Source organism: Nocardia takedensis NBRC 100417, from assembly GCF_000308695.1.
Lineage (GTDB): Bacteria > Actinomycetota > Actinomycetes > Mycobacteriales > Mycobacteriaceae > Nocardia > Nocardia takedensis.
The window spans coordinates 26,699-39,255 of record NZ_BAGG01000110.1 but is presented as its reverse complement, the minus strand read 5'-3'; the positions used below and the strand labels follow the sequence as shown (position 1 = coordinate 39,255).

Below are 12,557 nucleotides of genomic sequence, written 5' to 3'. Positions count from 1 at the left end.
GTATCCGGACGCGCGCGTGCGCTCCGGCGCGGACGGGTCCGTGAGGGAGGCGCGCCGATGAGTTTCGCGGTGGAAGTCCTCGGACTGGTCAAGAACTTCGGCAAGGTCAAGGTCCTCGACGACGTCGACCTGCAGATTCCGGCGGGCACGATCATGGGCCTGCTCGGCCCCAACGGCGCGGGCAAGACCACGACCGTGCGGATCGTGACGACGCTGCTGCGCCCGTGCGCGGGCTCGGTGAAGGTCGCCGGGGTGGACGTGCTGAAGGATCCCGCGGGGGCGCGCACGCGGATCGGCCTGTCGGGCCAGTACGCGGCCGTCGACGGCAATCTCACCGGCTACGAGAACCTGCGCATGGTCGCGCGGCTCTACGGGATGACCCAGCGCCGCGCGGCGACCAGGGCCGAGGAACTGCTCGCCGCCCTGGGGCTGGAGAGCGCCGCGAACCGGCGCGCGGGCACCTACTCCGGCGGTATGGCGCGCCGCCTGGACCTGGCGGGCGCGCTGGTGGCCAGACCGGCGGTCGTGGTGCTCGACGAGCCCACCACCGGCTTGGACCCGCGCGGTCGGATGGACATGTGGCGGATCATCGGCGACCTGGTGGACGACGGCACCACCGTCCTGCTGACCACGCAGTACCTGGAGGAGGCCGACCTGCTGGCCGACCGGATCACCGTGATCGACAAGGGGCGGGTCATCGCGCGCGGGTCGGCCGACGAGCTGAAGACCTCCATCGGCGGCGACCGGCTCACCGTCACCCTGGCCGCCGGTCAGGAGATCGCGCCCGCGCTGCGGGTGCTGGCCCAGGTCGGCGTCGGCGAACCCGTGCACGAACCGGGCACCGAGGAGGCGTCGGTGGTGGTGGGCGACGGGTCGCGCACCATGGTCGAGGCGCTGCGGCGACTCGATGATGCCGGGGTGTGCGTCCTGGACGCCAACGTGCATCGTCCTACCCTGGACGACGTATTCCTTTCGCTCACCGGCACTCCCGCCTCCGACCAGGACGCGCGCGAGCGGGCCGACGATGACGTACAAGAGGAGATCATGTCGTGAGTGTCGCCGGAACCGTTGTGAAAGACCAAGCACCGAAAGGAGATTCGGCGATCGACCCGGCGCGGACGGTGACCGACGCCGAGGTCGGCGCACCGCGACTGCGCATCCTGCGCGACAGCGCGATCGTGGCCCACCGCAATCTGCTCACCATCCTGCGGGTGCCGACGCTGCTGGTCACCGCCACCATCCAGCCGCTGATGTTCGTGTTCCTGTTCGCCTACGTCTTCGGAGCCTCGCTCGGCGGCAGCCAATATCGCGAATTCCTGCTCGCGGGCATCTTCGCCCAGACCGTCGCGTTCAACGCGGCTTTCACCACCGTCGGTCTGGCGGGCGACCTGCACCAGGGCATCATCGATCGGATGCGCACGCTGCCGATGTCGCGGCTGGCGGTGCTGATGGGGCGCACGCTCTCGGACCTGGTGGTCAACGTGTTGAGCCTGATCGTGATGGTGGGTTGCGGGTATGTGGTCGGCTGGCGCATCCACGGCGGTGTCGCCGACGCGGCGCTGGCCTTCGGCGTCATCCTGCTGTTCGCGTTCGCGATGTCGTGGGTGGGCGCGCTGACCGGTCTGCTCTCGCCGACGGTGGAGGTGGCCCAGAGCGCGGGACTGATCTGGCTGTTCCCGCTGTCGTTCATCTCCTCGGCGTTCATCTCCGCGACGAGTCTGCCGGGCCCGCTGCGGGTGATCGCGGAGTGGAATCCGATCACCGCGGTCTCGGCGGCCGGGCGCAAGTTGTTCGACAACACCTCGCCGCCCACCTTCAGCCGGCCCACCGGGTGGGCCGCCGAACACTGCGTCGAATACGCGATCGGGTGTTCGGTGGTGATCCTGGCGGTGGCGATGCCGCTGGCCTTGTTGCAGTACCGCAAGGTCGCCAGCCACTAGGTTCTACGAACACGAACGAGGCCGCTTCCCCGGGAGGAAGCGGCCTCGTGTCGTTTCGCGTCGTTACACGCGCCTGCGGGTCTTGAGCAGGTCGAGGCGCTCCTTGAGCAGCTCCTCGAGCTCGTCCTTGCTGCGGCGTTCCAGCAGCATGTCCCAGTGCGTGCGCGGCGGCTTGACCTTCTTGGTCTCCTGGGTGGTGCCCTCGAGCAGCACCCCCTCCTGGCCGTTGCGGCACAGCCAGGTGGGCGGGATCTCCGCGTCGTCGGCGAAGGGGACGTCGAATTCCTCGCCGTTGTCGGTGCGGTACCGGGCGATCCGACGCGGAGCCAGGTCGTGGTCGCGATCGGTCTCGTAGCTCACCGCTCCGAGCCGACTACCCCGGAGTACGCGATCTGCCATGGTGTGCCTCTCCCTGTCGATACCGTGCGGACACAGTGGTCAACGCACGGACCTGCTCGAATAGTTCCCGCCCCGGCGACGGGAGAACCGTGCCATTGTAGTGGCCGCGCGGCCCGCTACCCGAGCACGCCCCGCGGGTGTCGCGGATTGCGGTGCCCGCTACGGGAATTGGCGCGGTGTGACGGGCGCGGCTATCGTGTGGCACGTGCCTCATACAGTCAGGTCGGGCAGTGCCGCCGCGGATCGTCATCTGTCCTGTCTGTGGTGCGGACGGCAGATCGTGGAATCCGAGGCCGGGCGGCGTCGCCGCTACTGCCGCCAGTCCTGCCGTCAGCGCGCCTACGAACATCGCAACAGCCTCAAGGGCACCGGGATCCCGGACGACTCGGTGGTGCTGAGCGCCCAGGAAGCCGCCGACCTGGCCGACCGCTGGTTCGCGGCCCGCTGCGCGGCCGAGGACATCGCGATCGCCATCGAGGAGGGGGCCGACGCCGCCGAATTGGCGATGCTCAGCAAATCCCTGGTCGACCTCACCCGCGAGGCCGAGCGCCTGCGGTGAGCCGGGCGCGTCCGCGCAGTCCGACCAGCACCAGCAGTCCCGCGACGGTGCTGAGCAGTCCGGCGAACACCGCCAGGGTGGCGCCGTCGGGGTGGATCAGCGACTGGGCGCGCATCGCCTGCCAGAACACCAGCGCGAACAGTCCGGCGTAGCCGAAACCCAGCACCGCGACCAGTTCGGTGCGGGTGCGTTCGGGCCGCAGCCAGGCGTGGCGGCGGGCCGCCGCCGACAGGGCGAGCACGGCCGCCGGCAGGACTTGCAGTGCGTGCAGGCCCAGGAAATGCGGGATGCGCAGGTCACCGCCGAGGGTGCTCCAGTGGGTCAGCGGCATGCCGTCGACGTCGCGGGCGGCCTCGGTGCGCGCGGCCGGGTCGAGCACGGTGTTGCCCGCGCCCAGTTCCACCGGTCTGCCCTCGGCGTCCAGGACGCGCTGCTTGCCGGTGAATCCCATCAGGTACGCCTGCGCCATGCCCAGGACCGCGAGCGTCAGACCCGCGCGGATGGCCAGGGTGGTGGGTCCGTCGACCAGTCGCTGCCGCGATATCAGCACCGCCAGGACCAGCGTCGCCAGGAACAGGCCGGGGACGCCGGAGGTGAAGATCCACTGCCCGACGACATTGACCGGGTCGCTGTCGGCGTTGTTGAAATGGCTGAAACTGCCGCGCGCGGCCTGCAGGGCGATGAAGCCGACGTCGACGATCCCGGTGACCGCGATGACCGCGCCCAGCCACCACGTCGCGCGCCGAGCGCGGTGCGGCAGGGACAGCAGCCAGGTCAGGGTGAGTCCGTAGACGGCGAAGGCGATGCCGAACTTCCAGGGTTTGAGCCAGACCGATTCGCCGAGCAGGCGTCGGTCGTCGACCAGCATGCCGACGGTGGCGACCAGGACCAGCGCCGCCATCACGGCGACCATGACCAGCAGCGGCCGGTGCGGCCCGCCGTGCGGTCGATCGGAGGCGGAAGACGTTCCCGCCGAAGGGATATCGATCGTCGACATGCTCCGACGGTAGGAATCCGCAGCCGGAGCGCACATCCCGCCGTGGGGTCATCCGGTACCGCTACCGAGGTGCCGGACTCCGGGCGCTCCCCTACCTCCGAGGTAGGGGAGGACCCGTGGACGACACTGTCCGCGGGTCCTGCTCGACGGGGCCGGAATCGGCCTCGATTCGCGCGCCCCTCATCGACGCACGAGGAACTTCGCGGGAATCAGCCGGGGAAGCCCAGGATCTGAAGGCCGCGGGCGGCCAGCCAGCCCAGCGGGTCGATCGCGCCGGCGGCGGGGTCGTGCACTTCGTAGTGCAGGTGCGGGCCGGTGGAGTAGCCGCGATTGCCGACGGTGGCGATGACCTCGCCCGCCTTCACCTGCTGTCCGACGGTCGCCAGGATCTCGTTGACGTGGCCGTAGACGCCGACGGTGCCGTCGTCCTGCTGCACGCGGACCCACAACCCGAAGCCGGAGGCGGGGCCCGCCTCGATCACGACGCCGTCGGTGACCGCGCCGATGGGGGCGCCGATGGGTTCACCGAAGTCGATGCCTTTGTGCATCTCGCCCCAGCGCATGCCGAAGTTGGAGGTCAGGATGCCCGCGACGGGGCGCACGGTGCGGGGCCGGGCGGCTTCGACGGCCTGCTGGTGCAACTCCCACAGGACCGGTTCGGGCACGGTCTGCGGGCGCTGGGCCTCGGGCGGGGTGAAGGCGGTGAACGTGTCGGGGCTCGCGGGGGCGGGCGGCACCGGCGGCGCGGGGGTCACGCTGTGGAAGTTCGCGGCCGCGGCGGCCACGAGGGTCTCGGTGTCGGGTCCGGCGACGGCGCCGGCCCGGGCGGGCCCCGCGTCGCGCAGTTCGGCGGCGGTGAGCACGCCGAGCGAGGCGCCGACGACGGCGGTGACGGCCACGGCGCGGGTGGCGACGCGGTGCCTGCGGGGGCGAGAGGCGCCGGGCCGACGGGTGGGTAACGGAACGGTCACGGGCATGAACCGAACGTACGGTAGCTCCACGCGGCGACAGTAATCCTGTGGTTACCATCACCGGCCGGCAAAACGCCTGTTGAATGATCACGGCCCGGTAACGGAACGGTGAGCTGCCGGTATCCACCTGCGGAAACGCGGTCCTACCCCGATTCGCCCAGCGAACACCGTATCGGGCACACTGTTTCAGTGCCGACTAACGGAGTGAGAGCCCTGGAAGCGCTCGCGGACCCCACGCGCCGCGCCATCTTCGAGACCTTGCCCCCGGCCCCGCGCTCGGTCGGGGAACTGGCCGCCGCGGTAGGGGTGACCAGTTCCGCGGTCTCCCAGCACCTGCGCGTGCTGCGCGAGGCCCGGTTGGTGATGATGCGGCCCGCGGGCAATCGCAGGCTGTACTCGCTGGACCCGCGCGGACTCGGCGACGCCCGCGACTACCTGGAACAGTTCTGGCCCACCGCCCTGGCCGCCTACGCCGCCGCCCTGGACGAATCCTTCGCCGCGCCGGGTGCCCGGTCCGCCCAGCCCGTGGGGGCTCGACCGACCCGATGAGAAGAGCCCGGTCGGCTCGGCGGAGCAGGCGGGCCGCGGCGGAGGCCGGGGATCGGTCGACGCGGCGGTGGGGGCTCGCCCGACCTGGCGATGAGGAGAGCCCGGTCGACTCGGCCGAGCAGACGGGTCGCGGCGGAGGCCAGGAGTGAGAACTTCAGCGGAGGCGGCGGTGGGGATTCAGCCGACGCGGCGGTAGGGGGCGCGCCGACGTTCGATACCGGGCCAGGTGCGCCGCGAGAGTTGGGTGTCGACGGCGTCCACGACCGAGTCGACGTCGATCTCGAGCAGGCCCGGGTCGGGGGTGCGCGCCTGCGGATCGCCGATCCGGCCGGTCCACAGCACGGCGTGCCTGCCGAGCAGGTGCGCGGGCGGTCCGCCCCAGCGCGGCGGCGTCGGGCCGTAGAGCAGGACGGTGCGCGTGCCGAAGGCCGTCGCCAGATTCGCCACGCCGGTGTCGCCGCAGATCACCAGTGACGCCTCGGCGACGGTGGCGGCCAGTTCGACCAGGTTCTGTTGCCCGGCCAGCACCCGGCTCACCGGGAGACCGGCACGCGCCGCGACGCCCAGGGCGAGGTCGCGCTCGAATTCGTCGCCGGTGATCACCACGTCGCGGCCCAGGACCAGCAGATGCCGGAGGACGGCGGCGAAGCGGTCCGGCGGCCACCGCCGCGCGGGCGCGCCCGCGCCGACGTGGACCACCACGCAGTCGCGGTGACTGGTGGTCGAGACCGGGGGCACCAAGCCGAGATTGCGTCGGTCGGCACCGATGCCGCCGGATTCGAGCAGGTGACACCACCGGTCGACCTCGTGCATGTCGGTGCGCCACACGGGGCCGTCCACCTCGGGCAGGGTGGGCTCGCGGTAGGTGAGCAGGCGCGCGGGCGCGGTGCCGCGCAGCGCCAGGATGGTCTCGGTGTCGGGTTCGTGCAGGTTGACCGCGAGCTTGGGCGCGGGGCCGTGCCAGCGCAGCGTGGCGGGATCGGCGGTGGGCAGCAGGGTGTCGACCGAGGCGATCAGGTCGATGATGGGCTTGAGACGCTGCGGCGCGGCGAGCACGATCTGATCGCGCGGCTCGGCCCGTCGCAGCGCGCGTAGCGCCGGGACCGCGGTGAGCAAGTCACCGAGTCCACGTGCCTGCAGCACGAGTACTACCGCCACCCTCAACTCCTCGCCACCGGAGATTCCTGACACCGATCTGCCCGTGACCCCTCGGCCCGCGGGTGCTGCCCGCACCGCCCGCCGCCGAGGACGGTCACCCTCGATGACTTCCCCGGCGCTCGGCGCGGTAAACGTCGGGTGCGTGCGGCCATAGTGCTTCGCGCGCCCCCGGCTCGGCAGTAACCTCGCAGGTGGCGACACCTACAGCGGGAACGACACCTACAGCGAGGAGAAGTCGATGGGCTCCAGGCTCAACCCGTACATCGGTTTCGGCGCGAACGCGCGCGCGGCGCTCGAGTTCTACCGCGAGGTCTTCGGCGGGGAGTTGACGCTGAGCACCTTCGGCGAATTCGGCCACGCCGAGGACGAGGGCGCGGATCTGATCATGCACGGCACCTTGGAGACGCCCGGCGGTTTCACGCTGATGGCCTCCGACACCCCGCCCGGGGCGGATTACACCCCGGGCAGCAGCATCTCGATCAGCCTCAGCGGCGAGGACGCCGACGAATTGCGCCGCTACTGGGAGCAGTTGGGCGCGGGCGGCACGGTCACGGTGCCGTTGGAGAAGCAGATGTGGGGCGATGAGTTCGGGATGGTGCGGGACCGCTTCGGCGTGGCCTGGATGGTGAACATCGCGGGGTCGGCCGCCTAACCCGTCCGCTCCGGCGCGTCGCGGTTGCCGCGACCGCGTGTCGGATGTCTGGCAAATATCCAGAAAACTTCAACTTCTCGGCATAGCATCAGCTCATGACGGCTAACAGCGTGCTAGAGGGGCCTCTGCAGACGGTCGCGAAGAGTGCCTGGCAATCGGTTCTGGTCATCGGTCTGCTGTCGGTGATCCTCGGCATCATGATGCTGGTCTGGCCGGGGCCGACCTTGGTCGTGGCGGGCATCCTGTTCGGTATCTACCTGGTGGTCACCGGCGTGCTCCAATTGATCGCGGCGTTCGGCACCAGTGTGAGCGCGGGCATGCGGGTGCTGCTGTTCATCACCGGCGTGCTGTGCATCATCATCGGCATCTTCTGCTTCCGCGACGAACTGGCCTCGATCATGTTGCTGGGGTTGTGGATCGGCATCGGATGGCTGTTCCGCGGGATCGCGATCCTGATGAGCGCGATCTCCGATCCGGTGCCCGGCCGCGGGTGGCAGATCTTCTTCGGTGTGCTGACCGCGATCGCGGGCGTGGTGCTGATCGTCTGGCCGATCACCTCGACCGCGACGCTGGTACTGGTGGCGGGCATCTGGCTGATCGTGCTCGGCGTCATGGAGATCATCACCGCCTTCGGTGTCCGCAAGGACGCCAAGAGCATTCCCGCGGGCGTCTGAGCCCGCGGTGACGCACCCGGCGACGCCTTCGAGGCGGGCGCCGGGTGTGTCGCGTCCGGGGTGGCCAGGCTCGTCCGACACACCGCGTCACCGCAGGTAGAAGCGTCTTTTCCGGCAATGTCCGGAATGTCCGCGCGATCTTGTGTTCTGCTCGGTGCGTGAGCCGGGTCCATTTGGGGCGCATCTTCCACATCACCGGACGCCCGACCGTGACGGACGCGGCGCGGGCCCTGGTCGCGATCCCGGACGGCGCGCTGGCCGTCGGCGCGGACGGTCGCATCCACTACTGCGGCGACCGCGCGGGCCTGCCGGGACATCTGCGCGCGGCGGAGGTCGTCGATCACCGTCCCGGTTACCTGGTGCCCGGATTCGTCGACACCCACGTGCATTTTCCCCAGACCTTCGCGGGCGACGCCTACGGCGGCGGTCAACTGCTGGAATGGCTCACCGACTGCGTCTACCCGGCCGAGTCCCGCTACGCCGACCCCGAATTCGCCCGCCTCGCTGCCGCGGAGTTCTGCGCGCGGCGGATCGCGGCGGGGACCACCGCGGCGCTGGTGTTCGGCTCGGCCTTCCGCCACGCCCAGGACGCGCTGTTCGCCGAGACGCACCGCCGGGGTCTGCGGATGATCAGCGGCAGCGGCATCCAGACCACCGGCGGCGCGGCCGAGGCGGCCCTGATCGTTCCCGAAGCCGAGGTGGTCCGGCGTACCAGGGCCGAGATCGACGCCTGGCACGCCGCCGACACCGGCGAGGTGGACACCGCGCTGCTGCACGTGGCGATCGTGCCCCGCTTCGCGCTCTCGGTCACCCGCGAGACCCTCTACAACCTCGGTGAGCTCTACGACGCCGTGCGCGAACGCGGCGTCTACTTCCACAGCCACCTCAACGAGAACGCTCGTCCCGGCACCGGCGAGGTGGACACCACCAAGCAGACCTACGGCGTGCACACCTACCTCGACACCTACGACGGGCGGTTCCTGCCCGGCTCGCGGGTGGGCGGCAGCAGTCTGCTGGGCAGGCGCAGCATCCTCGCGCACGCCGTGCACTGCCAGGACGTCGAACTCGCGCGGATGGCCGCGACGGGGACCTCGGTCGCGCACTGTCCGGTCTCCCAGCAATTTCTCGGCTCGGGCACGATGCCGTGGAACCGGACGATCGCCTCGGGAGTGACCGTGGCGGCGGGCACCGATTACGGCGGCGGGGACGAGTGGACGATCCCGCGGGTCCTGGCGGCGGCGTTCAAGGTGCACATCTCCGAACCGGGCGCCGACGGCGTCTCGCTGCATCCGGCGCAGTTGCTGTTCACCGGAACCCTGGCGGGCGCGCGGGCCCTGGACATGGAGAACCGCTTCGGGAACTTCGATCTCGACAAGGAAGCCGATTTCCTCGTCCTGGACCCGGCCGCCTCGCCGGCGCTGGCCGCGACGCTGGCCAACGGAACCCGCTCGGCGGACCCGATCCTGGCCCGCGACCAGGAACTGTTCGCCCTGCTGATGGGGCTGGACGAGCGCGCGGTGGCCCAGGTGTACGTGCAGGGCCGCCGCGTCGACGAGGGCTGATCCGGGTGCGCGCCACCGCGATCACCGTTTTCCACCGCCCCGCCGAGGCCGCGGCGTTCCTGACCTGGCTGACCCGGATGGCCGCGGTCGCCGCCGCCGCACCGGGTTTCGTGCAGAACACTCGCGCGGTGAGCGACGAACCGTTGCTCGATCCCGGTCTTGCGGTCGCTTTCGAGACCGAGGACGACGCGCACGCCTACTTGGACTCGCCCGCGCGTGCCCGGGTGGTCGCGGAGGGCGAAGCGCTCGGATTCCACCGCAGGAGCGCCGATCTGGTGCTGGTCGACGGACAGTTGCCGCCGCCGGGGGTCGGCGTGTTCCGACACAGCGTCGCCGCGGGCCGCTCGGCCGAATTCGTCGCCACCGAGGTCGAATTGGTCGCGTTGAGCGCGGGATTTCCGGGGTTCGACGGCGCGGCGCTGTTCGGTCCCGGCGGTCCGGGCGGCTGGTTCTCGGTGCTGCGCTTCCGCACGGCCGGTCAGTTGGCGGCGTGGCTGGAGTCCGAACAGCGCCGTGCCGCGCTGCCCGCGCTGCGCTCGGAGCTGACCGAGGATTTCTCGATGGCGGTGCACAGCACGCCCTTCGGTTCCACGCTGCGCACCGTGGACGGCCGCACCCGGGTGACGCCCACCTGGAAGGTGGCGATGCTGGTGCTGCTGGTGCTCTACCCGACGGTGATGACGTTGTCGCGGTTCCTCGGCCCGGTGCTCGACGAGTGGGGCGCGCCGCCGTGGCTGGCGATGTGGTTGAGCCAGATCGTCAGCGTCGCCTCGATGAGCTGGGTGCTCTCGCCGGCCGCCGCGGCGGCGTTCCGGCGCTGGCTGGACCCGGTCGACGGCGCCGGGTGGCGGCGCGGACTGGTCGGCGCGACGGTGGTGGCGGCGCTGTACGCGGCGACGTTGGCGCTGTTCGCCTCCGTGCCGTGGTTGCAGTACTGGGATTACCGCTGAGCGCGCGAAGTCGGTGCCGGAACAGCGGATTCGAGTCGACGGCGGGTCGGCGGTTAAGCTGATCGACGGCCGTTCGCACGGAGCGGCCCCGAACAGGGGAGTCTGGACGCGGTGTCGGTGGGGCGAATCCTGGTGGCGAGCGTCCTGGTCTGCGGTGTTCTCGGGGCCGGTTGCGCGAGCGAGGACCGGGCGGCGGGAGCACCGTCGAGCAGCGGTGCGCCCGCGCCGACGCGTCCGGTGACCGAACTCCTGCTGACGGCCGCGGACACCCCCGAGGCCGCCTACCGCACGCCGCCGCCGGAGCAGGCCGCCCGACTCGGCGCGGTGGCGGTGGCCGTGTCGGTGACGGACCCCGAGCGCGCGCCCGCCTGCCGGGCCCGTGACGCGGCGATCGCGCTGATCGACGGCGACCCGTCGGCGGGCGCGCTGGTCACCGCCGCGCCAGTCGAGGGCGCGAGCGGTTTCGAGGTGCACCTGGCCGTGCTGAACCGGGTGATCGACACCTCCGCGCTGGCCGTGCGACTGAGCGCCTGCCCCAGCCGGTGGACGGGGGAAGCGGTGACCGTCGCCGACGGTTCGCAGTCCGAACGCCTCTGGGAGGTGCCCACGTCCCGGCAGATCGCCGGCGTCGGCGCGGTCGCCGAGATGTCGGCCATGCGGCGACCGGAAGGCGAGTCCGACGCCGCGGTGCCGACCGTGATCCGGTTCGTCGAGGTCGGCGGACGGACGGTGGTGCAGTACATCAGCGCGCCCGCGTGGGCGGCCGAGATCCCCGCCGAGGGCATCGCTTTCGGCGATCGACTGCTCGACGCGCAGGTGGCCAAGGTGCGCGGGCGCTGAGCGCCGGTCACTGCTTGTAGGTGGCCAGGAACCGCCCGATCCGGCCGATGATCGCCTCGAGATCGTCGGCGTGCGGCAGGGTCAGGATGCGGAAGTGGTCGGGATGCGGCCAGTTGAAGCCGGTGCCCTGCACGATGTGGATCTTCTCCTGCAACAGCAGGTCCAGGACGAAGCGTTCGTCGTCGTGGATCGGATACACCGACCGGTCGATGCGCGGGAAGGCGTAGATGGCCCCGCTCGGCTTGACGCAGGTGATGCCGGGGATCGCGGTGAGCGCCTCCCAGGCGCGGTCGCGCTGTTCGCGCAGGCGTCCGCCGGGCAGGGTCATGTCGTGGATGCTCTGGTAGCCGCCGAGGGCGGCCTGGATCGCCTGTTGGCCGGGGACGTTGGCGCACAACCGCATCCCGGCGAGCATGGTCAGCCCCTCCAGGTAGTTCTCGGCGTGTTCGGTGGGGCCCGAGACCATCAGCCACCCGGAGCGGAACCCCGCGCAGCGATAGGACTTCGACAGGCCGGAGAAGGTCAGGCACAGCAGGTCGGGGGCCAGCGAGGCGGTGGCGGTGTGGGTGGAGCCGTCGTAGCGGATCTTGTCGTAGATCTCGTCGGAGAACACCACGAGTTGGTGGCGGCGGGCGATCTCGAGGACGCCGCGCAGCACCTCCGGCGGATAGATCGCGCCGGTCGGGTTGTTCGGGTTGATGAGCACGATGGCCCGGGTGCGGTCGGTGATCTTGGCCTCGATGTCGGCGAGATCGGGGAACCAGTCGGCGGATTCGTCGCAGATGTAGTGCACCGCGCGACCGCCGTTGAGGGTGGTGGCGGCGGTCCAGAGCGGGAAATCCGGTGCGGGGATCAGGACTTCGTCGCCGGTCTCGAGCAGCGCGGTCATCGCCATCATGACCAGTTCGGAGACGCCGTTGCCGAGGAAGACCTGTTCGACGTCGACCTCGGTCAGGCCGAGGGTCTGGTAGTACTGCACGACCGCGCGCCGGGCGGGCAGCAGTCCTTTGGAGGAGCTGTAGCCGCTGGACCCGGGCAGCGAGCGCACGATGTCCTGGAGGATCTCCGGCGGCGCCTCGAAGCCGAACAGCAGCGGGTTGCCGGTGTTGAGTTTGACCACGTAATGGCCCTCGGCCTCGAGTCGCGCGGCCTGCTCGGCCACGGGGCCGCGGATCTCGTAGGAGACTCCCGCCAATTTGCTCGACTGTTTGACCTGCATGGACATCCCTTCTCGGAGCGAACTCGGGCTACTCTACTTGGATTCGCCAAGTGTGCACTTGGATTTTCCAAGTAGCAAGCTACAGTG

At 70.6% G+C, this 12,557-nt stretch carries 14 protein-coding genes; 9 read left to right on the top strand and 5 right to left on the bottom strand.

The features are described 5' to 3' along the window. The first annotated feature begins 57 nt into the window (after positions 1-57). Both ON30_RS23735 and ON30_RS23730 read left to right on the top strand, forming a co-directional pair. Entirely contained in the window at positions 58-1,053 is a 996-nt protein-coding gene (locus tag ON30_RS23735; RefSeq protein WP_040710269.1) for a daunorubicin resistance protein DrrA family ABC transporter ATP-binding protein, read from the top strand. A 104-nt stretch (positions 1,054-1,157) separates the two neighbouring features. Then, positions 1,158-1,940 carry an ABC transporter permease gene (locus ON30_RS23730; protein WP_040710286.1) on the top strand — a complete coding sequence of 261 codons (783 nt, stop codon included), beginning with the start codon at positions 1,158-1,160 and terminating at the stop codon, positions 1,938-1,940. A 63-nt stretch (positions 1,941-2,003) separates the two neighbouring features. On the opposite strand, the gene ON30_RS23725 is transcribed toward ON30_RS23730, so the two are convergent. After that, positions 2,004-2,339, bottom strand: a complete 336-nt coding sequence (locus tag ON30_RS23725) for an RNA polymerase-binding protein RbpA (RefSeq protein ID WP_040710268.1) — start codon at positions 2,337-2,339, stop codon at positions 2,004-2,006. A gap of 205 nt (positions 2,340-2,544) precedes the next feature. Here ON30_RS23725 and ON30_RS23720 point away from each other — a divergent pair, with 205 nt between their 5' ends. Then, positions 2,545-2,898 carry a hypothetical protein gene (locus tag ON30_RS23720; protein ID WP_169334947.1) on the top strand — a complete coding sequence of 118 codons (354 nt, stop codon included), beginning with the start codon at positions 2,545-2,547 and terminating at the stop codon, positions 2,896-2,898. On the opposite strand, the gene ON30_RS23715 is transcribed toward ON30_RS23720, so the two are convergent. Together ON30_RS23715 and ON30_RS23710 are read right to left on the bottom strand one after the other, a co-directional pair. Further along, complete coding sequence (locus ON30_RS23715; RefSeq protein WP_040710265.1) at positions 2,870-3,895, bottom strand: hypothetical protein; 1,026 nt, start codon at positions 3,893-3,895, stop codon at positions 2,870-2,872. The genes ON30_RS23720 and ON30_RS23715 overlap by 29 nt on opposite strands. 209 nt (positions 3,896-4,104) lie before the next feature. Further along, positions 4,105-4,872, bottom strand: coding sequence for a M23 family metallopeptidase (locus ON30_RS23710; RefSeq protein WP_040710264.1), 768 nt, complete (start codon positions 4,870-4,872; stop codon positions 4,105-4,107). A 183-nt stretch (positions 4,873-5,055) separates the two neighbouring features. Here ON30_RS23710 and ON30_RS23705 point away from each other — a divergent pair, with 183 nt between their 5' ends. Next, entirely contained in the window at positions 5,056-5,415 is a 360-nt protein-coding gene (locus tag ON30_RS23705; protein ID WP_040710262.1) for an ArsR/SmtB family transcription factor, read from the top strand. 177 nt (positions 5,416-5,592) lie between these two features. Here the strand turns inward: ON30_RS23705 and ON30_RS23700 are convergent, their stop codons facing one another. Then, positions 5,593-6,573 carry a glycosyltransferase family 9 protein gene (locus tag ON30_RS23700; RefSeq protein WP_085999398.1) on the bottom strand — a complete coding sequence of 327 codons (981 nt, stop codon included), beginning with the start codon at positions 6,571-6,573 and terminating at the stop codon, positions 5,593-5,595. 238 nt (positions 6,574-6,811) lie between these two features. Between ON30_RS23700 and ON30_RS23695 the strand changes: the two genes are divergently transcribed. From ON30_RS23695 to ON30_RS23675, 5 genes are all read left to right on the top strand, one after another. Beyond that, entirely contained in the window at positions 6,812-7,225 is a 414-nt protein-coding gene (locus tag ON30_RS23695) for a VOC family protein (RefSeq protein WP_040710258.1), read from the top strand. Between the two features lie 95 nt (positions 7,226-7,320). Next, the gene (locus ON30_RS23690; RefSeq protein ID WP_040710255.1) at positions 7,321-7,899 is read left to right on the top strand and encodes an HdeD family acid-resistance protein; all 579 of its coding nucleotides are present in this window, start codon (positions 7,321-7,323) and stop codon (positions 7,897-7,899) included. 158 nt (positions 7,900-8,057) lie between these two features. After that, the gene (locus ON30_RS23685; protein WP_040710254.1) at positions 8,058-9,461 is read left to right on the top strand and encodes an amidohydrolase family protein; all 1,404 of its coding nucleotides are present in this window, start codon (positions 8,058-8,060) and stop codon (positions 9,459-9,461) included. A gap of 5 nt (positions 9,462-9,466) precedes the next feature. Next, entirely contained in the window at positions 9,467-10,411 is a 945-nt protein-coding gene (locus ON30_RS23680) for an antibiotic biosynthesis monooxygenase (RefSeq protein WP_040710252.1), read from the top strand. A 111-nt stretch (positions 10,412-10,522) separates the two neighbouring features. Next, positions 10,523-11,251, top strand: coding sequence for a hypothetical protein (locus ON30_RS23675; RefSeq protein WP_157183815.1), 729 nt, complete (start codon positions 10,523-10,525; stop codon positions 11,249-11,251). Between the two features lie 7 nt (positions 11,252-11,258). Here the strand turns inward: ON30_RS23675 and ON30_RS23670 are convergent, their stop codons facing one another. Next, positions 11,259-12,470 (bottom strand): pyridoxal phosphate-dependent aminotransferase, encoded by a 1,212-nt coding sequence (locus ON30_RS23670; protein WP_040710282.1) that lies wholly within the window; start codon positions 12,468-12,470, stop codon positions 11,259-11,261. Positions 12,471-12,557: the final 87 nt, after the last annotated feature.

Coding starts and splice junctions, on each gene's coding strand:
- ON30_RS23735 (WP_040710269.1), top strand. CDS start 58: ATGAGTTTCGCGGTGGAAGTCCTCGGACTGGTCAAGAACTTCGGCAAG.
- ON30_RS23725 (WP_040710268.1), bottom strand. CDS start 2,339: ATGGCAGATCGCGTACTCCGGGGTAGTCGGCTCGGAGCGGTGAGCTAC.
- ON30_RS23715 (WP_040710265.1), bottom strand. CDS start 3,895: ATGTCGACGATCGATATCCCTTCGGCGGGAACGTCTTCCGCCTCCGAT.
- ON30_RS23710 (WP_040710264.1), bottom strand. CDS start 4,872: ATGCCCGTGACCGTTCCGTTACCCACCCGTCGGCCCGGCGCCTCTCGC.
- ON30_RS23695 (WP_040710258.1), top strand. CDS start 6,812: ATGGGCTCCAGGCTCAACCCGTACATCGGTTTCGGCGCGAACGCGCGC.
- ON30_RS23690 (WP_040710255.1), top strand. CDS start 7,321: ATGACGGCTAACAGCGTGCTAGAGGGGCCTCTGCAGACGGTCGCGAAG.
- ON30_RS23670 (WP_040710282.1), bottom strand. CDS start 12,470: ATGCAGGTCAAACAGTCGAGCAAATTGGCGGGAGTCTCCTACGAGATC.